The 20,326-nt window shown below is 45.7% G+C and carries 19 protein-coding genes; 10 read left to right on the top strand and 9 right to left on the bottom strand.

Annotated elements, in window-relative coordinates; all coding sequences use genetic code 11:
• Window positions 1-3 precede the first annotated feature (3 nt).
• From thrS to ACQEXT_RS14070, 4 genes are all read right to left on the bottom strand, one after another.
• On the bottom strand, window positions 4-1,932 hold the full coding sequence (gene thrS / locus ACQEXT_RS14085; RefSeq protein WP_426952621.1) for a threonine--tRNA ligase: 1,929 nt from the start codon (window positions 1,930-1,932) through the stop codon (window positions 4-6).
• A 208-nt stretch (window positions 1,933-2,140) separates the two neighbouring features.
• Window positions 2,141-3,643 carry an NAD(P)H-hydrate dehydratase gene (locus ACQEXT_RS14080; RefSeq protein WP_426952620.1) on the bottom strand — a complete coding sequence of 501 codons (1,503 nt, stop codon included), beginning with the start codon at window positions 3,641-3,643 and terminating at the stop codon, window positions 2,141-2,143.
• Window positions 3,644-3,718: 75 nt separating this feature from the next.
• Window positions 3,719-4,156 carry a PAS domain-containing protein gene (locus ACQEXT_RS14075; RefSeq protein WP_138973241.1) on the bottom strand — a complete coding sequence of 146 codons (438 nt, stop codon included), beginning with the start codon at window positions 4,154-4,156 and terminating at the stop codon, window positions 3,719-3,721.
• Window positions 4,156-5,160: a response regulator gene (locus tag ACQEXT_RS14070; RefSeq protein WP_138973240.1), complete on the bottom strand. Its 1,005-nt coding sequence runs from the start codon at window positions 5,158-5,160 to the stop codon at window positions 4,156-4,158. The genes ACQEXT_RS14075 and ACQEXT_RS14070 overlap by 1 nt, the downstream gene beginning before the upstream one ends.
• Window positions 5,161-5,332: 172 nt before the next feature.
• Here ACQEXT_RS14070 and ACQEXT_RS14065 point away from each other — a divergent pair, with 172 nt between their 5' ends.
• Window positions 5,333-5,500 carry a hypothetical protein gene (locus tag ACQEXT_RS14065; protein WP_426952619.1) on the top strand — a complete coding sequence of 56 codons (168 nt, stop codon included), beginning with the start codon at window positions 5,333-5,335 and terminating at the stop codon, window positions 5,498-5,500.
• On the opposite strand, the gene ACQEXT_RS14060 is transcribed toward ACQEXT_RS14065, so the two are convergent.
• Window positions 5,477-5,938, bottom strand: coding sequence for a TetR family transcriptional regulator (locus ACQEXT_RS14060; protein WP_138973239.1), 462 nt, complete (start codon window positions 5,936-5,938; stop codon window positions 5,477-5,479). The two genes, ACQEXT_RS14065 and ACQEXT_RS14060, sit on opposite strands and share 24 nt — an antisense overlap.
• A gap of 501 nt (window positions 5,939-6,439) precedes the next feature.
• Between ACQEXT_RS14060 and ACQEXT_RS14055 the strand changes: the two genes are divergently transcribed.
• Both ACQEXT_RS14055 and ACQEXT_RS14050 read left to right on the top strand, forming a co-directional pair.
• Window positions 6,440-6,733 (top strand): YfcZ/YiiS family protein, encoded by a 294-nt coding sequence (locus ACQEXT_RS14055; RefSeq protein ID WP_138973238.1) that lies wholly within the window; start codon window positions 6,440-6,442, stop codon window positions 6,731-6,733.
• A gap of 122 nt (window positions 6,734-6,855) precedes the next feature.
• On the top strand, window positions 6,856-7,461 hold the full coding sequence (locus tag ACQEXT_RS14050) for a hypothetical protein (protein WP_331428073.1): 606 nt from the start codon (window positions 6,856-6,858) through the stop codon (window positions 7,459-7,461).
• A gap of 61 nt (window positions 7,462-7,522) precedes the next feature.
• Here the strand turns inward: ACQEXT_RS14050 and ACQEXT_RS14045 are convergent, their stop codons facing one another.
• Window positions 7,523-8,623 (bottom strand): 1-acyl-sn-glycerol-3-phosphate acyltransferase, encoded by a 1,101-nt coding sequence (locus tag ACQEXT_RS14045; protein WP_138973237.1) that lies wholly within the window; start codon window positions 8,621-8,623, stop codon window positions 7,523-7,525.
• A 188-nt stretch (window positions 8,624-8,811) separates the two neighbouring features.
• Here ACQEXT_RS14045 and ACQEXT_RS14040 point away from each other — a divergent pair, with 188 nt between their 5' ends.
• Both ACQEXT_RS14040 and ACQEXT_RS14035 read left to right on the top strand, forming a co-directional pair.
• The gene (locus ACQEXT_RS14040) at window positions 8,812-9,414 is read left to right on the top strand and encodes an AraC family transcriptional regulator (RefSeq protein WP_426952618.1); all 603 of its coding nucleotides are present in this window, start codon (window positions 8,812-8,814) and stop codon (window positions 9,412-9,414) included.
• Window positions 9,415-9,510: 96 nt separating this feature from the next.
• Window positions 9,511-11,379: a methyl-accepting chemotaxis protein gene (locus tag ACQEXT_RS14035; RefSeq protein ID WP_426952616.1), complete on the top strand. Its 1,869-nt coding sequence runs from the start codon at window positions 9,511-9,513 to the stop codon at window positions 11,377-11,379.
• Between the two features lie 49 nt (window positions 11,380-11,428).
• Here ACQEXT_RS14035 and ACQEXT_RS14030 read toward each other — a convergent pair whose 3' ends face one another.
• Window positions 11,429-12,781, bottom strand: coding sequence for an alpha-amylase family protein (locus ACQEXT_RS14030; RefSeq protein WP_426952614.1), 1,353 nt, complete (start codon window positions 12,779-12,781; stop codon window positions 11,429-11,431).
• A gap of 212 nt (window positions 12,782-12,993) precedes the next feature.
• Between ACQEXT_RS14030 and ACQEXT_RS14025 the strand changes: the two genes are divergently transcribed.
• Window positions 12,994-13,665, top strand: coding sequence for a DsbA family oxidoreductase (locus ACQEXT_RS14025; RefSeq protein ID WP_426952612.1), 672 nt, complete (start codon window positions 12,994-12,996; stop codon window positions 13,663-13,665).
• A 33-nt stretch (window positions 13,666-13,698) separates the two neighbouring features.
• Here the strand turns inward: ACQEXT_RS14025 and ACQEXT_RS14020 are convergent, their stop codons facing one another.
• Window positions 13,699-14,595: a DUF808 domain-containing protein gene (locus tag ACQEXT_RS14020; RefSeq protein WP_138973233.1), complete on the bottom strand. Its 897-nt coding sequence runs from the start codon at window positions 14,593-14,595 to the stop codon at window positions 13,699-13,701.
• 181 nt (window positions 14,596-14,776) lie between these two features.
• Here ACQEXT_RS14020 and ACQEXT_RS14015 point away from each other — a divergent pair, with 181 nt between their 5' ends.
• Window positions 14,777-15,706, top strand: a complete 930-nt coding sequence (locus tag ACQEXT_RS14015; RefSeq protein ID WP_426952610.1) for a M14 family metallopeptidase — start codon at window positions 14,777-14,779, stop codon at window positions 15,704-15,706.
• A gap of 91 nt (window positions 15,707-15,797) precedes the next feature.
• On the opposite strand, the gene ACQEXT_RS14010 is transcribed toward ACQEXT_RS14015, so the two are convergent.
• Window positions 15,798-17,585, bottom strand: a complete 1,788-nt coding sequence (locus tag ACQEXT_RS14010; protein WP_426952609.1) for a M28 family metallopeptidase — start codon at window positions 17,583-17,585, stop codon at window positions 15,798-15,800.
• A gap of 447 nt (window positions 17,586-18,032) precedes the next feature.
• Here ACQEXT_RS14010 and ACQEXT_RS14005 point away from each other — a divergent pair, with 447 nt between their 5' ends.
• The 3 genes from ACQEXT_RS14005 to ACQEXT_RS13995 are packed head-to-tail and all read left to right on the top strand — an operon-like array spanning window position 18,033 to window position 20,324.
• Window positions 18,033-18,635: a DedA family protein gene (locus ACQEXT_RS14005; protein ID WP_426952607.1), complete on the top strand. Its 603-nt coding sequence runs from the start codon at window positions 18,033-18,035 to the stop codon at window positions 18,633-18,635.
• On the top strand, window positions 18,619-19,749 hold the full coding sequence (locus tag ACQEXT_RS14000) for a D-alanine--D-alanine ligase (protein ID WP_426952605.1): 1,131 nt from the start codon (window positions 18,619-18,621) through the stop codon (window positions 19,747-19,749). Before ACQEXT_RS14005 ends, ACQEXT_RS14000 begins: the two co-directional genes overlap by 17 nt.
• Window positions 19,750-19,775: 26 nt before the next feature.
• Window positions 19,776-20,324 carry a hypothetical protein gene (locus ACQEXT_RS13995; RefSeq protein WP_331418210.1) on the top strand — a complete coding sequence of 183 codons (549 nt, stop codon included), beginning with the start codon at window positions 19,776-19,778 and terminating at the stop codon, window positions 20,322-20,324.
• Window positions 20,325-20,326 lie beyond the last annotated feature (2 nt).

The following is a 20,326-nucleotide window of genomic DNA, read 5'->3' as shown; positions in this document are numbered from 1 at the left end:
AGTTTATTCCTCCAGATTGAGCTTACGGGTAGAGATCTCGTCTTGGATGTAGGAAATAAAATCATCCACTTTAAACTTACCGAGGTCTTTACCTTTACGAGTACGTACTGCGATTTCACCAGCTTCCATTTCTTGGTCGCCACAAACAAGCATATACGGTACACGCTTCAAAGTATGTTCGCGGATTTTAAAGCCAATCTTCTCATTTCTCAAGTCCGCTTTAGCTCTAATTCCACATTTTTGTAGTTTTTGTGCCACTTCCTGAACATAATCTGACTGTTTGTCAGTGATATTCATGATTACAGCCTGTTCTGGCGATAACCAAGTTGGGAAGAAGCCGTAGTATTCTTCGATCAAAATACCGATGAATCGCTCTAGTGAGCCCAGAATCGCACGGTGAATCATCACTGGCACTTGGCGCTCATTATTTTCATCCACGTAGGTAGCACCTAGACGACCCGGTAGGTTGAAGTCTAGCTGAACTGTACCACATTGCCATGCACGGTCTAGACAGTCATGCAGCGTGAATTCAATCTTAGGTCCGTAGAATGCACCCTCGCCTTCTTGAATTTCGTATGGAATATCCATCGCTTCAAGAGATTGCTTCAGCGCTTCTTCAGATTGATCCCAGATCTCATCCGAACCAACACGTTTTTCAGGGCGAGTAGATAGCTTAACTACGATGTTTTCGAAACCAAAAGTTTGGTATGTATCGTAAACCATCTTGATACAGCTAGTCACTTCTTCTTGAATCTGACTTTCAGTACAGAAGATGTGAGCATCATCCTGAGTGAAACCACGAACACGCATAATGCCGTGTAGCGCGCCTGATGGCTCGTTACGGTGACATGAACCAAACTCAGCCATGCGAAGTGGCAGATCACGGTATGATTTCAGGCCTTGGTTAAAGATCTGAACATGACCTGGGCAGTTCATCGGCTTAAGTGCGTAGTCACGGTTTTCAGAAGAGGTAGTGAACATTGCTTCTGCGTACTTGTCCCAGTGACCAGAACGTTCCCACAGAACACGATCCATGATAAGTGGACCTTTTACTTCTTGGTAACCGTACTCTGTTAGTTTCGAACGAACGAATACTTCTAGGTCACGGAAGATAGACCAACCATTGTGATGCCAGAACACCATACCAGGTGCTTCTTGCTGCATGTGGAATAGGTCTAATTGCTTACCGATTTTACGGTGGTCGCGCTTCGCCGCTTCTTCTAAACGAGTTAGGTGAGCTTTAAGCGCTTTTTTATCGTGGAATGCAGTACCGTAGATACGTTGCAGCATCTTGTTGTCACTGTTACCACGCCAGTAAGCACCAGCTACATTCAGTAGGGTAAAGTGCTGACAGAATCCCATGTGTGGAACGTGTGGACCACGACACATATCGACATATTCTTCGTGATGGTATAAGCCTGGACGATCATCACGTGCAACGTTTTCGTCCAAGATTTCCATCTTGTATGTTTCACCGCGAGCTTCAAATGCATCGCGTGCTTCCTGCCAGCTGACCTTTTTCTTGATCACTTGGTACTTAGTCTTTGCCAACTCGTGCATACGCTTTTCAATCTTTTCAAGATCTTCTTGCGTGAGTGAGTGCTCTAAGTCGATATCGTAGTAGAAACCGCTATCGATAGTTGGACCAATCGCCATTTTCGCTTCAGGGAAAAGTTGCTTGATCGCATGACCTAGCAAGTGAGCGCATGAGTGGCGTACGATTTCCAGACCATCAACTTCATCTTTTACTGTGATGATTTCTAGGCTTGCGTCTTGTTCAATAAGATCACAAGCGTCAACACGATTACCATCTACACGTCCAGCAATGGTTGCTTTCGCAAGACCAGGACCGATAGATTGAGCAACATCAAGAGTAGAAACTGGGTTGTCAAATTGACGCTGACTGCCGTCAGGAAGAGTAATAATAGGCATTTAACTGTCCTTTACAGTGGTGTTGCACACCAAGCAACACGTGTATTTAAAACGTATCTTTAACTAGAAAATCAAGGCGTTAAAGACAAGAGGATTTGTCCTTTTATATGCAAATACGGATGCACAACTCAGGAACGAGCAAGCATTGTAACGGATTAGCGTGAAATAACAATCGAAGTCACAGAAATGGCTGAAAAAAGTTCGATTATTAGTCAGAAAGCCAATTATTGAGAACCGTACGAGAGTGGTGCACCACATCACTCGCCAACAAGCCAATTTGGCCTTCTTGATGTGCCAGTTCATCTGCCGCCGCGCTATGGAGCAGCACTCCCACTTTCGCGGCATCAACCAACCCAAGACCTTGTGCAAGCATCGCAGCGATGATCCCTGTTAGTACATCGCCCATTCCACCTGTTGCCATACCTGCATTACCCGCATAACAGACAAAGATATCCGTCTCGTCGCAAACCAAGGTACCAGCACCCTTTAGGACGACGACACCGCCAAACTTCGCTTGCAACTCACGCACTGCCGAGAATCGATCTTGCTCCACTTGCTTGACACTGCATTGCAGTAATCTTGCGGCTTCCCCAGGATGCGGTGTGATAATTCGTAACGGATCCCGATGGCAGTCAAAAGCCAACAGGTTGAGTCCATCGGCGTCAACGATTTTGGGCTTGTCGACACAGACCGTTGCTCGATAAATTTCTTGCGCCCACTCATCCTTACCTAACCCTGGGCCAATCGCAATGACATCAGCCTCTGATATCGCGTGGTGCAAAGTATCGTGTTGATGGTTCCAAGCTTGAGTCATCACCTCAGGACAACTGACCTGAAGAGCGATGCTGGAATGGGCATGGCATAGTGCTCTAATCAACCCAGCTCCATTACGTGCGGCGGCGCTCGCACATAATCTTATCGCACCAGCAAAACCTTCATTGCCCCCCAAACAAAGCAAGCGCCCATGATGCCCCTTATGGGCTGTGGGTTTGCGACGCGGCAATACGTCACGCATCTCATCGATATCGAGCAGAGAGCTAGACGCTTTTTCACACTGAAGAAATTCTCCGTCTACCCCCAATCCTGCGAAGTGGATTTGCCCTGTTACCTCACGCGCCTGTCCCGTCATCAAACCCTGTTTTACACCGATAAACGTTATGGTGTGATTGGCGCGTATCGCTTTGCCGAATACACGTCCCGTATCGCTACACAGACCTGACGGAAGATCAATTGATAAGGTAGGCAGATCAAGATGATTTACGCGCTCAATCTGATTCTGGAGTGGTAGTCGAACATCGCCCGAAAGCCCCGTCCCCAGCAAACCATCCACTACCACGTCAACATCGAGCCTCTCTAGGTCAAGAGACTCAAGAGAGGTAAACTCTCCGCCGCAGTTCAGCCACTCTTGCTTAGCCTTCAGCGCATCCCCCGCGAGCTTGGACTCGTCCCCGTATAGCGCTACGGTGACGTTCATGCCATCCGCTTGAGCGAGTTTGGCCACAACGAAACCATCTCCACCATTATTGCCACTACCAACGAGTATCAACAAACGTGAGGCTTGAGGATAGAGTCGCTTGAGCAAGTCATAAGCCGAACCGCCCGCACGTTGCATCAAGGTGTACATCTCTACGCCGGCGAGTTGCGCAGCACGTTGTTCGCCTCGTTTAACTTGTTGGCCCGTAAAAAGTGAACTAGGGATAGAGAGTTTCATAGTGTGTATCTTGGCTGGAATCGACTCTATAGCTTAGACGACAACGCCAAGGAGTTCCTTGGCGTTGTTGGCAAATTATTGATTTATTGACACCAGAGCTTCTGCGGTCGCGTCTTGAATTGAAAGAAACAAGGATCGGATTTCCCCTGTTGGGGTTCGCATCGGATTAAGCGTGATGTTCTGGTACATAAAATCTGCTTGCTGAGTCACTGGGCGTACGTTGCGGCACTTAAACAAGTAAGGGCGTTGTTGCCAAGTGATAAAGCTTCGACAGCCTAAATCATAGACTGGTTTGGTTTTCAATCTGAACCACTCCTGAGGAATTTCAGGGAAGAGCTCAAACAAGGACTTACCTATCGCATCATGTGCTTGTACACCACTATGATGAGTCATGAAGCCGTTCCAAACCTGAACGTTATGATCTTTGTCGAGAACGACCAGTCCTAAGTCGACATTCTGTACCATATCGACCATCCAATGGAATTGCTCAAATTCAGCTGGAAGATTTAACATCAGAAGTCCTCCATCAAATAAGCGAGTTTGTTATCTAGCAACGGCAAAGACTCGTCGACAAACATAAACAACAAATCACAACGAATTGAAGTGCCATCAATGTTGTAGCTGACTTCAAATGTCATGGTTTTCTTAAACGATCCTGAAGTGGAAGAAATGACCGAATCGATAGAAATATGCTGCCCCAGCAGGACGGGTGAGCTTTGGAAAAAACGCACTTCTGCTTGTTGGCCAAGGCCATTGAGAAATGAGCCCACGAGTATGTTTGACACATCCATAAGCAGTTCCAGCTCCTCGAGCTCTTCACTATCAGCGGGAACTTTCATCAATTTCTTGAGATCAGAAACACTCGAATCACTAAGTAAAACTAACGCTTCTCCGGCAATCCCCTCACCACTAAAGCCTTGGCAAACACCAGAAACCTGATCGTTTTCGGCGAGATCTCGCAACGCCATGTGAAGTTCACTCACTTCAAAAATATTGACGTTGGGTAACGGTAAGTGAACAAACACATCGAAATGTCGCGCAAGTGCATCAGCAGCGCGGCCAATCGCGACGTTAGCGACCTCCATATAGACATCTCGACGACGCAAAATGGGTAGCTCGATGGAAACGGGCGTCACAATCCGAGGTTGAGTAACGGGTTCAACCAACTGTTTAAGAACGCTATTGAGGATATCTTTATCTATGGGCTTTTGGACAAATGCCTTAGCACCAAGAGACATCACTCGTTCTTTAGCTTTAGGTTGAATATCACCAGATACCACCACTACGGAGATATCGATGTTTCGATTCGCAATTTCCTCTAACGTACCAAAACCATCCAACTCAGGCATGGTCAGGTCGAGAAACATTAATTTAAATTCTTGCTTTTCCAGCTGTTCCAGAGCGTCTAAGCCGTGCACAGCAAAGGAAATGTCAGCATTTAGCGAAGCAGGCAGTGAGCGAGCCATTTGCTTTCTCGCTAAAGCGGAGTCATCGCATATAAGGACGGGAAAAGTCATGCGTACACCTACTCCTCTATTGGTTGTTGTAACAATCACAGTGTAGCAGACCACCGAGTTACCAAATACAGCGCATTGATGCTTTATTAGCCAAACAGTTACAAAAAAAATTAATTAGCAACATTTTAATGGTAGACCACGTGAAAATTGGCGCTCTAAAAATGCACTCACAGTGCTAAAAATAGTTTTGCTGACTCAGTTGCTGGGTGACGAAATCTTGCCACTCGATGAGAAAACGTATCGAGTTAGGAGAGAGAAGAAGAGAAGTGGCGAATTTAAGACCAAAAAGCCTTCCGAAGAAGGCTTTGACGATTGGCTATTTAGCCATACGAATGAGTGATTTACCAATTAACCACTCCAGTTCTTTCGCACTACCCTCACCGAATTGTGTTTCAGCCATCTTGTACAAGCGGTCAATGCCATTGCTTGCAAACTCGTGTGTGCTCTGAGATGTAACAATATGGTGAAAAAGCAAGCGAAGGATGGCACGAAACTCTTCATTATCCAACGCTGCGATCCAACTAGATGAAAAGGCATCCAACCCATTATCGAACTCTACGTGGTCAACAAACATCTTGAAGATTCGACCATCTAGTGCGGCGGTGAAATCGGTCTTCTTCGGAAAATGGTGGCTGATGCCGGTTCTCGAAACACCAGTTTGCTGGCTCAGTGTGGTGTACGACATTTTGTCATAACCGAGACGCAAAAGCTGATCAACAACCGCATCCATGATTTTCTGAATCGTGATTTCGGTATCTTCTTTACTACGCTTTGGCATGTTCAGGCTCTTCTCTCTGTAAATCCGTCTAAACTCATATTGAGTCAATTATTGACGCCAAGTGACTAGCTTTCACTTCAACCCGTCATGTAACAATAGAAACCATGTCTCTTATGAAACACAAAGATCAAACAACGGCTAAACCGCATGAACTACCTAATTGTTGTGCAAGCTAAATATTTATAGAGACACTTTGTGTGTTTCTATAACCCACAAGGCATTATTTTTTTTTAATATAATTGTGAGCTATCGATAATCTTACAAATTGTTAGTTCTGACAACGAAATGGATGGCATTCTGACAAAATAATGACACGTATTTTCGTCATTAGTTGATCTACCTCACAGTCAAACAAGAACTATTATCGAACAAAAGATTAAAAATTACTCAGCTGTCAACATATCATGCTGCGCTTACACTGAAACCTGACACAGTGCTTTTTATGGATAAACATCAAATAACTCGCTAATATAGCCACATTATTTGTAGGAGGATGTCTAAATGAGCACCGAACAAGATCAAGTATGCGAGGCATGTGGCTGCGCAGGCGAAATGGGTTTCATCATTAAAGAAGGCGATGATGTTGCTGAAGTAACCATCTATGCAGCAGGTAAAACCCTTTTAGAAGCTGAGCTAAACAAGTACATTCAACTCGCTCAGCAAGTGTGCGCGAATGTAGAGCACGAAGTAACGCCAATTGATGACGAGTCATCAGAGTTAACCGCTCGTTTTAAATTTGAAGTGAGTGCAGAGAAACTGATTTTTGAGTTAAAAACTCGATCGCTAGCACGATAATCAGTGATTTATTCTTTATAAAACGGGCGCTTGTGCCCGTTTTTTTGACTTTGCTTGTCATTGTCATTGACCTGCTCTAGCCTAGAACTCATAGTGACCTAAAAGTAACTCATCTACTGGCTATGATTCGCAACCCACTTTACTTAATCCCATTGCTCTGCTCGCTGTGTTTTGTTGCCTACGCACAACCACTCGACCAGTTCCGTATTCTCAATCATCTCGACAACTACGGTAATCTGGATTTGCGTAATAAACCCTATACCGAGCTTCCCGCAGGACTTGTTGTCCAAGGCAATCTCAACATCGCAAAAACCCAAATTCAACATCTTCCGCAAGGAATGGATATCCAAGGCAGTTTAGATGCCTCCAACAGTGGCTTAAAGAAATTGTCAAAAGGGATTAATATTCGTGGATTTGCTAACCTGATCGGTTCCCAAATTACTCGTTGGCCCAGTGGGGTGAAAGTCGGCGGCTATATTAATTTAACTGATACACCAGTCACCTCTCTTCCTCCACGATTCAGAGTAAAAGGCGATCTCAGTGTCATACGTACGCCACTCGAATCACTTCCAGAAGGCTTAACAGTCGATGGGAATTTGTATATAGGCGGTTCGAAGATCACTCAGTTTCCCGAAACGATGACGGTAAAAGGGAATATTTTCCTCGGTGGCAATCGCATTACTAAGTGGCCAACAAACTTAACGTTGGGTGGAGCCGTTGCTCCCTAGCCTAAGCCAATAAAAAAGCCCCATGCAGAACATGAGGCTTTAAAAACTCAACGCCTAGCCACTACGGGCGGTTCTTTACTGGGTTGGCATAACTGGCAACCAAATAAGGCTGGGCATCCTTTGGTAGTAAGTTCAACTTTTCGGCAAACGTCTTTTTGACCTGTTCATCCACTTGTTCATTGCCCGCAGCAAGCTCATTGATTGGGAATAGCTTGTAGTTAGCATGAATCTGACGATCAATTTCTTGAGCCAGTGCTTCAGGTGTTTCAAAGTCCTGCTCAATCACATCACCAAATGCGACATGCACGTGTCCTTTATCGCCAACAATACCTTGGATAATGCTTTCAATATCTTCAAACTCGCCTTTCTCGTAACTGCCGACAGAATCTTTAGCATGCAACTCGATGGCTTTCGCAATATCACATGGGTCGTTTTCGTAAGAGATAGAAACCGGAACAATTTTTAGCGTCTTGATGTAGTCAGGAAATGAGAGCTTGAGCTTTCGACCTTCGACATGGAACATTTTTAAGATTGCTGGATCGGTAAAATCGTTACCATCTTTTGCGCGGCCTTCTTTCTGAGCGATCCAGATTGAGTGACCAGTATCCAAAGAGTGTTTGATATACCCAGACAAAGTACCGAGGGCCTTCATCATTTCGCGAGGGCCTTTCGCTGAACGTTTAACAATAAAGCTTTTGTTGAGCTTCATCAGCTCAGTCGCACAAGGCTTTTTCAGCAGGTTGTCACCGATAGCAATACGGACTGTCTTATGGCCATTCTTGAACAGACCATAGTTAACCAGAGCAGGATCCATCGCGATATCACGATGGTTAGAAACAAACAGGTAAGCCTGCTCTGTGTCTAAATTATCCAGACCACTGTAAGTCACGCCTCGAGTTGTGGACTTAAGGGTTTGATCTAGATACTTCTTAACCTCAAGTTGTATGGTCTCAACCGACTTGAGCTTGGACCATTTCATCTTCAGGTATATCTTAACCACTGGCGACATTAAGGTTTTAAACCAACCAGCGTGGTTTGAAAAGCGGTGCTGTAAAATCGCACTGATGAATTCTTCATCATTAACTAAGCGGTCAATTGCCGCGGGAATTTCATCGTCATTGTAAGGACGAATCTCAATAAAAGGGTCTGTGTTTGTCGTCATTATTCTGTTCGTTAGGTAAAAAGCCGCACTATTCTACGCTGAGAAATGGTTCTTAGCAGCTACAGTTCTCGCAGAATCGGCAAGGTCAGACCAGACTCTTTATCGGAAATTGGGCGATACCTTCCACAAAGTTGGCTTTTTTAACAATAAGCGTTAATCTTAGCGCCCCTTTACCGATGAGCGACACCATGCACTACGCAATCTCTTTCCAATCTGAGCTATACGACTTCCTTGTTTCTACATCACGAAAAAAGCTGCTGAAACATCAGCTTATTTGCGTTGAGAAGGGCTTGGCATTGGTTAAACTCGGTAAACAAGAATATGCAGTAGAAGCGGGACAATCTTTCTGGTTACCTTTCGACTCCCTGACAGCGATAACTTATACGCCGAAAACCCTCGTTCGTTCTGTACAAGTGTCGTCACGTGTCACGTCTCAATTACCTAAGCAAGGTGGATATGTTGAGCTCAATGAGTTAATGGCAGCCGTGCTTAATCGACTCGCAACACTCGTCGCCAACCGCGAGGCACAACTCGACTTGCTGGCGGTTTTACGCCAAGAACTCACCTCTTTAAAACCGGTTCTAAAAGAGAGCAAACTCAGCCAGAAAATCAATCACTGGAAAGTGAATCAAACTTCTTCATTAGCCAATGAACTCCAATTAGTCCTAACGGTTAGAGAGGCATGTAAGCAGATGAAGTCTGGTAAAAAACGCGCACAAGTTGTCTCGACGCTATTTGATGGTAACGAATCGTTGTTGACGGGATTAGAGAAAACCATACTCGGCCTTTAACTGATAGAAAAGTTTTAGTTTTTTCTGGCTGAATACTCATTTCATAACTATAGATCTATAAATAAAGAGTTTATCTATAGTTATGAGGATCATGAAATGAAATTTAGCCATAAGATTGTGGCCGCTTCGTCTGTCCTGCTTTTAGCGACTGTTACACTTCTGACTCTTCAGCAATACTATATTGTTCGAAGTGAAGTGAAATCTCAGGTTACTTCTAGCGTCACCGAAATCGTTAACGGTGTCCGAGACACGACCGCATCTGAAATTAATGCTCGTAAAGCGATAGCCTCTTATGCCACAAGTATGCTTGAGCTTGACCTTTCACCTGACGCTATTTCCGAGGTTATCACCCGACCTGTGATAAAAGAGACTTTCCTCCTTGCTGGGTTAGGGTTTGAAAGCGACGGTTCACACATAGGTAATGAAGCATCATGGGACCCTGGTGCAGGTTGGGATCCCCGTGTCAGACCATGGTATATTGACGCAAAAAACTCTGGAAAGCTCATCATTACTGCGCCATACGCAGATTCAGGCACGGGTGAAATACTGGTTTCGATCGCCACCCCAGTGCGAGATAACGGTAAATTTATTGGTGCGATATTTTATGACGTGAGCTTGGCCGCGCTCGCTGAACTGGTTAACAAGGTCGATCTGTTTAACGCGGGGTACGTGTTTATCGTCTCTGGTGATGGCACAACCATTGCGCACCCAACGACAGCGTTAAATGGTAAGCCTATGAAAGAGTACTTAGGCGATACACAGATTAAAGACCAACCCCAAGAAACCATTATAGATGGTAAAGAGTACACTCTCGACTTCGCCAAAGTGCCCGGCGAAGATTGGTATATTGGTGTAGTACTTGATGAAGAGATCGCATATCAATCTCTTGCTGACCTGAGAAACAGCTCCATCATCTACACGGTGATTGCCTTGGTTATCAGTATCGTCATCCTTTTGGTTTTGATCAAAACATTGATGCGCCCTCTCGATTCGCTCAGCGATGCCATTCAGGACGTAGCTTCTGGTCAAGGGGATCTGACGCAACGTCTTGATACCAAGACTGACAAAGAGTTCTCTATCCTCGCCAGTGGGTTTAACGATTTTACCAGCCAGCTCCAGCAACTGATTACTCAGTCTAAAGCGATCGGTTCTGAAATTTTGCGAGGTTCAGAAATGACTTCTGTCGGCTTGCAAGAATCGGCTTCAGCACTGCAAGACCAACTTCACGAACTGGAACAGTTGGCCACCGCGATGCATGAAATGGCCACCACGTCAGGCGATGTCGCCAACAATGCTCAAGGGGCTGCGGCTGCGGCAAAAGAAGCCGATGATGCAACCAGTATCGGGACATCTGTTGTCAGTGAAACCACCAGTGCTATCGACAATCTTTCTCAGAAAATTGATGAGGCGGTCGAGGAAGTTAAAGTCCTAGAATCTGCAACAGACAACATTGAAACCATACTCAAAGTCATTAATGACATCGCAGACCAAACAAACTTGCTGGCACTCAACGCAGCGATTGAGGCGGCTCGCGCCGGTGAATCGGGGCGTGGTTTTGCGGTCGTGGCTGATGAAGTTCGCACGCTCGCGCAACGAACTCAGGAATCTACCACGGAAATCCGTAACATGATTGAGCAATTACAGGCAGGGGCAACGTCTGTGTCGAATGCCATGAATATGAGTAAAACAACCGCTAGCACCGCTGTCGAGAGAGCTCAGGAGGCCAACAGAGCACTCGAAAGCATTCGCGATGCCATTCAGCGAATCAGTGACATGAACATTCAGATCGCTTCAGCCGCCGAAGAGCAAAGCTTAGTCGCCGAAGAGATAAACAACAACACAGTGAAGATCAAAGACTTGTCCACTCAGGTTGCAGAAGCCGCAAATAATGCCAACATTGCCATGCAGGCTCAAACCGAAAACATTCGCGAACAAGACAGTATTTTGAACAAATTTACCGTCTAATCTCAACCCAGAAAGAGTAAGGCGCACCGTAACTGGTGCGCCTATTGTATTAATCCGTAATTAACATCCGTGCGCTTTGTGCTGGCACATCTAGGTGACAGATGCCAGCCTTAGAAAGGAACGTCTGCTTTGTCAGTAGATCAACCCAAGTTGCGCTGCTGCTTAGTTCAACGGTTTTAGCTCTGACCGATTTATTGAGAATAACCATACCTTCTTCTCCTCGAGCGAAGACCAGTAGATCATCACCAGCCTCAATCATGGTCATCGGTTTAGCGTGCATACGATTGTGGAAATCAATTGCTGCAAGCATCCGCGGATCATTCCACGTATTAAGCCAACGCGGTTGCTGATCTTTGCCATGAATGCCACTGGTATCCAGATCGGTATAAATAAGCGGAACACCACCATCTCGTCCCAATAGATAGCAATAAGCCAACCATTCTTGTGCTTGGGTCATTACCAAATTCGCAAACACATCGTTATTGGGTATGTCATGAGTAATTGCGAACGTGATCGCTCGCGTCTCAGAGAGTGCCTGACCAAAACAGTACGGATCGACCAGACTCTTCATACTGCCCTTTGGCTGCAATGCGTCATACAAGGTTTGAAACAGTGGAAAATCGTAAGCCCCTAGCCGCGTCTGAGCCAGATATGGCTCGAGGAACAGCTCATACTCTGGCTGAGTTGCGCCGCCGCTAGTAATGATTTCGCCAAAGATATGTATGTCCTGACAAATTTCATCAGTCCATACCTGTTTAAGATGTTCTAGCGTCATATGTTTCGCAGCGTCAATACGAAACCCCTTCACTCCGAGTTTCTTCAAAGCCTTTAAGTAAGACTGCTGTTGCGAGATGACATTGGTACACACACGTAACGTGGGTAAACCTGGGTCGCTAGGACCACTCGTAATGCGTCCATTTTGTACTTGCCAACGATCTTGCCAATCTTCAATACCAAATGCCTCAACAAAATCATCATGGTTAAACAGTGGCTTAGAGAGATCTCCAAACAAACGTTGATTTTGATAGTACTCTTTGTTGGCTTGGTAGTCGTCTAGGTCGGTAGCCGATGGATACTGTAGATCGTTACGGACTGACGATTCGTTCGCCATATGATTGAAGACCACATCCGCATAGATGCCAATCCCATGCTGTTTGAGGGCATTAAGCATCGACTTAAACTGTTGAGAATTGCCCAATTGATTGTCAATAACACGATAGTCTTGAGGCTGATAGCGTTGCCACCACTTTGTCCCCTGCGGTTTTTTTAACGACTTCATTGGCGGGGAGACCAAAACATACTTATAGCCCGCTTGCTGAATTTGGCGAGCTCGTTGTTCAACTAGAGGATAAGGCCAGTCAAACGCATGCAAAATTACATCTGTCGCGTGAGCAGTTAACATCACGATTTCCTTAACAATATACCTAGTAAAAGCTAGGCGTCATCATTGATTTCGCTATCCTATCAAAACAGGACAGGCCACGACTTCAGCCTCAAGCCATTTTTTAACGTAGTAGTAACTGGGCGTAGAGCTGTTCAAATTGCGAAGTAATGCTCAAATCTTATCATTAAGCTCTCTATAATTATTGATAGCAGTAGTAGAAGGACGTTGAGATGAACAAAATTCGAATAGACATCGTTTCAGATGTCGTTTGCCCATGGTGTATTATCGGTTACAAACGACTCGAGCATGCTCTTGCCAGTCTCAGTGAGAGTATTGAAGCTGAGATCCACTGGCATCCGTTCGAATTGAATCCCGCAATGGGCACCGAAGGCCAAAACCTGCGTGAGCACTTACACGAAAAATATGGCATATCTGAAGAAGCCAGTATTGCGGCACGAGAGACCCTTACTCAGCTTGGCCGAGAAGTGGGTTTTAAGTTTAACTTTTATGATGGGATGAAAATCTACAACACCCGTAAAGCACATCAGTTATTGATGTGGTCACAGAGTGAAAATAAACAGTTTGAACTTGAAATGGCATTGTTTGAAGCCTATTTCTCAGGTGCAAAAGATGTCAGCGATCCACAAGTGTTGATTGAATGTGCTCAGTCCGTAGGACTAGATATCGAGCTGGCGGGTAACATCCTCAATGATGAAAGTTGGGCGCAAGCCGTTGCGTCAACAGAGCAGCAGTGGCTTGAAGCAGGGATTAACGCGGTTCCAGCCATTATCATTGATAGAAAGCATCTCATTTCAGGAGCACAAACCAGCGAGCTGCTCACTTCGGCACTAGAGAAAATCACCAAGGGTGAAAGCAATGAGGGTGACGAAATCGGAAAATAGGGCTCGATTGTCGAGCCCTGTAGAAATCGATGACTAACGTTTTAGCTTCGATATCACGTGCCATATCGCCACAACAACAAGACCACAAACCACACCAATCAAGCCGTTAAGCAATGAAGGAAACAGCGCTTTTGCCAATGACAGATTTGGGATGTCCATGATAATGGGTTCAATCCAGTGGTGAATGGCTGGAACGTTATGGACAACGATGCCACCGCCAACCAAAAACATTGCCGCAGTTCCTATCACCGCCAATGCTTTCATTAGCTTTGGTGCAAAAGTGATCAATCCGCGCCCCAATGCGGAACGAAGCCCTCGCCCTTGCGAGCAACGTTCTAGGTAAAAACCCAGATCATCGAGCTTTACAATTCCAGCCACTAGCCCGTAGACACCTATCGTCATAAGCACAGCGATTAAGCTCACAACCAATATTTGAGTTGTCGTTGACTGTCCCTGAACCGTACCCAGTGCAATGACAATAATCTCGGCTGATAAAATAAAGTCGGTACGGATTGCTCCAGCGATCTTGTTACGTTCATACTCTTCGATAGAAAGCGTCGTTTCAATGGTTTTATCTTCACTTTCATTCGGTTGATGGGTGAACTTCTCAATGATCTTTTCTGCGCCCTCGTAGCACAAAAACAAACCACCAATTAGCAGTAAAGGCATAATAAGCCAAGGGATGAAAGCGCTGATTAATAGCGCGGCTGGAACCAGTATCAGCTTGTTGCGAAACGAGCCTTTCGCCACACTCCAGACTACCGGAATTTCTCGCTCAGCCGCTACCCCTGACACTTGCTGGGCATTGAGCGCGAGGTCGTCTCCAAGCACGCCAGCCGTTTTTTTGGCAGCCACTTTAGACATCAAAGCAACGTCATCTAAAACCGTCGCAATGTCATCAAGTAACGTTAATAAACTTGCACCTGCCATTGTTTCTTCTCATATTAAATTAGGTTCAATGTAACTAAATGTAACACCGCAACGCTAAAGCTCAAACTCAATTGACGTCAGCACACAGTCAATCTTTTTATTTCAGCGATAGAACATTTGCCTGTACGGTTACAGCACTCTATCCTAGGTGCAATTTTCCAATAACAATAAAGGCAAGGTAATGCGCAGTACTTACACTTATCCAATCGGAACCCCTGGGCAAAAATGGGGCGAAGCGGAAAAAATCGCATGGCGTCAACAAACCACTATTAAACGCGAATATCAGCAACAAGTCGTCCCTAAGATTCTCGCTCTTAAAAACCAATTTGATGTCGAGCAATATGGTGCGCTCTCTTATGACCCTAAACGCTATCCGCTTTTTTGCATCAAAACTAAGAACTGGGACATATCGAAACCCGTCGTTTTGGTGACTGGTGGTGTACATGGCTACGAGACCAGTGGCGTGCACGGTGCACTCCAATTCGCCGCAGATGAAATGGCCACTTACAGTCAGCACTTCAATATTATCGTCGCCCCTTGTGTCAGCCCGTGGGGTTACGAAACCATCAATCGTTGGAATCCATTGGCTATCGACCCTAACCGTTCATTCTATGCCGATAGCCCAGCGGAAGAATCCGCCAATCTGATGGCGCTAGTCGCCGCTATCCAAGGCAAGATCCTAGTTCATATCGACCTGCATGAAACCACAGACAGCGATGAAGACGAGTTTCGCCCTGCTCTAGCAGCTCGCGATGGTATTGAATACATTGAAGGTATGATTCCCGACGGTTTCTACACGGTCGGCGACACAGAAAACCCTCAATCAGAGTTTCAAGCGGCGGTTATCGAATCCGTTGCGAAAGTCACGCATATCGCGCCCGCTGATGAGAAAGGAGAAATCATTGGTTCTGCTGTCGTTCAGCACGGGGTGATCAACTACCCTATGGTTAAGCTGGGGCTATGTGGCGGCGTGACAAACTGTGTTTATGGCACGACAACAGAAGTCTATCCAGACAGCCCGAAAGTCACCAATGAAGAGTGTAACGATGCACAAGTGGCCGCGATTCTCGGCGGATTGAATTACGTTCTTAGTCAAGGTACTAACGTCTAATCCATGAGTGAATCCTAGCAGAACCATGCTTTCTACTAGGAATAATTAAGCCGCACCTTAGACTCGCGTGCGGCTTTTATTTTCTACTCGCTTATTGACGGTCTTGGTCAAAGTCACCGTGGAAGTGGTCATGATCTGAAACACTATCCGCCGCTTTTAACTTCTCCCCCACACGCAGCTTGTTCTGAGGAACGAACACTGCGTCCATGGTACGCAGCGCTGGAACAACTTCAGGCTGTTGCTGTGGGAATACCGGCTGACTGAATGCATAGAAGGTCGTCACGTACGCCAACGACTGAGTGTTCACGTACAACGCTGTCTGACTGATGTTATTCAAATCATCACAGGCTTGGTGGTAGCATTTGTCGTAAGCCACATCAATCTGACCACCAAATTGATCGACTTCTTCTGCTGATTTCACATTTTCCGCACCTGTAAACAGGCCACCAAATGCCACTCCCCAATCTGCAAACCCTGCGTAATCTGAACGCTTAGAAAGTGCTTGTGGAACAGTAGCGTGTGATTTGCTGCTGAAGAAACGATTGAACGTAGACTCTATATCAGAGGTACCATACGGCGGTTTGAAATCGCCCGTGTAGGCATTGTCTGGGCTATCTTTGGTATCCGATAGGTCTCCGTCCATAACGCCAAAGATATAGTTTGGAGAACCGATCATATCAAAGTTCAAGTAGAGCTTAACCTTGTTCAACTCATAGTAACGCGCATCCACCAGATCGACTTGCTCCGGGGTTAGTGGACTAGCATCATCAAGACCTAGCTCAGCACGAATTTCTCGTTCAGCTTGATCACGAAGAGGGGCGAAAAGATCATTGGTGTAGTATTCCGAACCCACTAAACCGGCTTCTTCTGCGGCCCACCAAGCAAAGCGAACTTTGTTTTTCACTGGGGCATTCAGATTTGCCAGTGTGACGGCATATTCCAATAACCCAGCTGTACCGGAACCATTATCGTTGATGCCGGGACCTTCAGGAACAGAATCAAGGTGAGCGCCTAACATAACCACCTGATTCTCATCACCACCTTTTGTTTCGGCGATGATATTCTGCGTCAGAACAACGTCATCTTGTACGCTGAGTTGAAGGCTAACAGGCACGTCAGTCGTCTTGCTTAAGTCGTACCACTGTTTGCCTAATTCGTAGCGCGCGCCAAAAGCAGGTATCGTCGCTGTACTGTCGTTACCCAAGGTGCCATTCACCACGCTGCTGCGGCCTTCTCCATTGCCTTGGTTAAAGACAATCACGCCTTTTGCACCCGCATTTTGTGCATTGACTACCTTAGTACTAAAACTACACCCACCCCGTTGGATGATGGCAATTTTGTCTGCGACGTCTTTGCCTATAAAGTCCGCTGATTCACAACCATCAGTATCATCATAGTCTGGTGCATCAAATCGAAAATCAGGCGTCACAAAGGCTGCTTGTGCGGCTAAAGTACCGTTTGACTTACCCGAATAGGACATAACAGCAAAATCAGCATCAACGCCTTCTCCTGCCTCTCTGACACCAATCAAGCGAGTACCGTTAACACTTAGCTGTGTTCCAGCCAATTCCTCCCAAGCTCTAAAATCAAACTCTTGGATAGAAACTTGGTAGTTGTGCTCCTTCATCGTATCGACAATATAGTCTAGTGATTCTGCATAGCCCTGTGTTCCAGCCGCTCGTGTAACAGAACTTCCATCACTGGTTTTCGATGCACGACCTTCCAACTCGACTAAGTGTTCTACCACATCGTCTCGGTCGATTTTACTGCTGACGTATTTCGCTGCTTTTTCAGGATCATCCCAATAACACCCTGATAGAAGGGTGGTGCTGATAACCGTCGCGATCATTGTTTTTGTTGTTGTGATGCTTACTTGCATTTGTGACTCCTTATAGTAAACCGCATCACATAGTTACCGAATAACAAAGGTTACAAAAATGTTAAAAAGCAATTAATTATCAAAATATGAAGCAGCTTCATATATAAAGTTTTTATTAGATTTATTAGTTACATATGTAATGAATTACAATCACACATTGAGAATCAATATCACCCACCACGTCGGAATAAGGCGCTAAATCAATCAGGATTTACTGAGCATCCCAGATAAATCTTTAGGATAAAAGAGCTCGCTTTAGTCCGATTAGTCTCCAAGAGCGTTTAGTAATTATCATCTATTGATGAAATTTTTCTTAACTCCTCCCTTTCTTTAGCTGAGTGGCATTTAGAAATTCTGTGAATGTTATGACCACTTTACCTAGAAATGACTTATCTAAGTTATTTCTAGTTGGCACTGTTTTGCGCTAAGGATTGATGGGGATCAGTTATGACAGATATATCAAAGACCATTGAAGTCTGGTTGCTTCAAGGCAATCTATCTATCTTGGCGCTATTCCTCGGTATCGTCCTACTTTCGTACCTACTAGAAGATCTTGCGATCGTTACGGCGGCAAGCTTGGCAGTCGAGCAAGCACTGCCAACGTCGATTGCCCTACTCGCTGTCTTTGCCGGCATCAGTTCAGGTGATCTTGGGCTGTATATGATCGGCAAAATGGCACAAAGAGTTCGTTTTCTTCGCTATCGTTTGTTCCGTTATCAGCGGACGAGAAGTCTGCGACACATATTGCATCGACGAGCGTTCATGACGCTATTTTTGGTGCGATTCATTCCGGGATTACGAACCGTCGGATTCACATTAAGTGGATTTCTTGGTGTAGCCAAAACCACATTCTTGTTCGCCGTACTCACAGCAACCGCTTTATGGACGGTGCTTATTTTCGGTTCTTTCTTCCAACTTGGTAACGCGCAGTGGTTTCAACAACACCAGTCAGGTTGGGTGCTCATTCCACTGGGAGGCTTCCTGATGGTGCTTGTAAACAAACTTCTAACCAAAACGCTATTAAGGGATACCTATGATAGAGCTCGCTAACCTTGACGTCATTCCACAGGGAATGGTCAACGCGGGAATGCCCGTTTTAGAGCAACCAAAGCGCGTTATCTCGCCTTTTGAATTCCTACCCGCATGGTTTTTCTACACTCCCGTTGTACTCCAAAGTGCCGTGTTAAGTATGGCGCACCGAGATTGGGCACTGCCGCTTATTGCTAACCCTGCGATTAAGTTGAGTGGCATGGTGGGAGAATCCAAACACGATATATTCACCTCGGCAGGCGAGACAGCGAATCAATGGATTTTGCCCTTTATTACCTTGGTCAAATCCTCAAACCACACTGATGACCTACTAAATGAGTCGTTACAGCAACTCGACGCGGCGAACCTGAGCTATCCACTGGTGGCTAAACCCGATCTGGGTTGCCGTGGTGTCGGTGTCAAGCTGATTCATTCCAATCAACAACTGAGAGAGTACATCGAAAGCTTTCCTCTCTCCGGACGCTTTCTGCTTCAGAAGAAGTCACCGTACAGCGCAGAAGCTGGCGTTTTCTACGTCAGACAGCCCGGTGAAACCAAAGGCAGGATCATCTCGATTACGTTGAAATATTCACCGTATGTGGTTGGAGATGGTCAATCGACCCTACAACAATTGATTGATAAGTGTCCGAGAGCGGGCAAGTTACAGCATCTCTACCTACCACGCCACAGTGAGCACCTCGACCTCGTCATTCCAGCTAACAACCAATTCCAATTGGCGTTTGCGGGTAGCCATTCTCGTGGCGCTATTTTTCGTGATGGTAATCAGTTCATTACGCCGGCACTTGAGCAGCAGCTAGATACGATTCTCACTGAGTTTGAGGGTTTCAATTACGGCCGTCTCGATATCAAGTTCAGAGATATTCACGCATTAATGAATGGGGAATGTTTCGACATCTTAGAGATCAATGGTGCCAGTAGCGAAGCTGCGCATATTTGGGATAGCGATACCCGCCTAAAAGATATTTTTTCGACGCTATTAACTCAATATCGTCTGCTCTATCAAATTGGGGCTAAGCAAAAAAAGCAGGGACACAAAACACCAAGCTTGGGCGCATTACTTCAAGCTTGGCGAGAAGAAAAGCGGCTAACACAGCGCTACCCAATGACGGATTAACTGAATTGCTAGTTTAGGAGCAAACGATGAAAAATCTAACCACAAGCTCAGAGAATGACGCACAGATACACCCTTCCCTCGCGGTAATGGGATGCATCGAAACGTTAAATCAAGGCTATGAATTTCTCGAAACCCTCAGCGACGATGACTATCTTTTTATTGCTCATCCGCATGTAAGCAGTTCTATCGGTGAACACTTTCGCCATTGGCTCGATTTATTCCAGGCGATCAAACTTGAACCGACATCCATTGACTACAATGTTCGTCGACGAGGCCATACGGTTGAGCGCAGCATAGAGATGGCTAAGCAGGAGATTAGTGAGTTAATTGAATGGCTGTTTGGATTGCCATCTAGTGAGCTCAATCAGGCAGTTAACGTTGAAACAGAGGTTATGCTTTCACGAACAAGCGTTGAGGAGGTTTCGTCTACGCTGGTGCGCGAGCTTACCTTTGCAGCTTTGCATGCAACCCATCACTTTGCCATGGCGAAAGTCGTCGCCTCACTGCGCGGTGTGCAATCCGATGATCATTTTGGTGTCGCACCAACCACTGCCACCTATCAGAGGGCACAATAACT

The organism is Vibrio sp. TRT 29B02 (assembly GCF_050113655.1).
GTDB lineage: Bacteria > Pseudomonadota > Gammaproteobacteria > Enterobacterales > Vibrionaceae > Vibrio.
Note: the sequence above shows the minus strand (reverse complement) of the source record. Positions and strands in the feature narration are given on the sequence as shown.

Bases quoted from the DNA above. Each gene is read 5' to 3' on its own strand.
- thrS (WP_426952621.1), bottom strand. From the start codon at position 1,932: ATGCCTATTATTACTCTTCCTGACGGCAGTCAGCGTCAATTTGACAAC.
- ACQEXT_RS14080 (WP_426952620.1), bottom strand. From the start codon at position 3,643: ATGAAACTCTCTATCCCTAGTTCACTTTTTACGGGCCAACAAGTTAAA.
- ACQEXT_RS14075 (WP_138973241.1), bottom strand. From the start codon at position 4,156: ATGTTAAATCTTCCAGCTGAATTTGAGCAATTCCATTGGATGGTCGAT.
- ACQEXT_RS14070 (WP_138973240.1), bottom strand. From the start codon at position 5,160: ATGACTTTTCCCGTCCTTATATGCGATGACTCCGCTTTAGCGAGAAAG.
- ACQEXT_RS14060 (WP_138973239.1), bottom strand. From the start codon at position 5,938: ATGCCAAAGCGTAGTAAAGAAGATACCGAAATCACGATTCAGAAAATC.
- ACQEXT_RS14055 (WP_138973238.1), top strand. From the start codon at position 6,440: ATGAGCACCGAACAAGATCAAGTATGCGAGGCATGTGGCTGCGCAGGC.
- ACQEXT_RS14050 (WP_331428073.1), top strand. From the start codon at position 6,856: ATGATTCGCAACCCACTTTACTTAATCCCATTGCTCTGCTCGCTGTGT.
- ACQEXT_RS14045 (WP_138973237.1), bottom strand. From the start codon at position 8,623: ATGACGACAAACACAGACCCTTTTATTGAGATTCGTCCTTACAATGAC.
- ACQEXT_RS14040 (WP_426952618.1), top strand. From the start codon at position 8,812: ATGCACTACGCAATCTCTTTCCAATCTGAGCTATACGACTTCCTTGTT.
- ACQEXT_RS14035 (WP_426952616.1), top strand. From the start codon at position 9,511: ATGAAATTTAGCCATAAGATTGTGGCCGCTTCGTCTGTCCTGCTTTTA.
- ACQEXT_RS14030 (WP_426952614.1), bottom strand. From the start codon at position 12,781: ATGTTAACTGCTCACGCGACAGATGTAATTTTGCATGCGTTTGACTGG.
- ACQEXT_RS14025 (WP_426952612.1), top strand. From the start codon at position 12,994: ATGAACAAAATTCGAATAGACATCGTTTCAGATGTCGTTTGCCCATGG.
- ACQEXT_RS14020 (WP_138973233.1), bottom strand. From the start codon at position 14,595: ATGGCAGGTGCAAGTTTATTAACGTTACTTGATGACATTGCGACGGTT.
- ACQEXT_RS14015 (WP_426952610.1), top strand. From the start codon at position 14,777: ATGCGCAGTACTTACACTTATCCAATCGGAACCCCTGGGCAAAAATGG.
- ACQEXT_RS14010 (WP_426952609.1), bottom strand. From the start codon at position 17,585: ATGCAAGTAAGCATCACAACAACAAAAACAATGATCGCGACGGTTATC.
- ACQEXT_RS14005 (WP_426952607.1), top strand. From the start codon at position 18,033: ATGACAGATATATCAAAGACCATTGAAGTCTGGTTGCTTCAAGGCAAT.
- ACQEXT_RS14000 (WP_426952605.1), top strand. From the start codon at position 18,619: ATGATAGAGCTCGCTAACCTTGACGTCATTCCACAGGGAATGGTCAAC.
- ACQEXT_RS13995 (WP_331418210.1), top strand. From the start codon at position 19,776: ATGAAAAATCTAACCACAAGCTCAGAGAATGACGCACAGATACACCCT.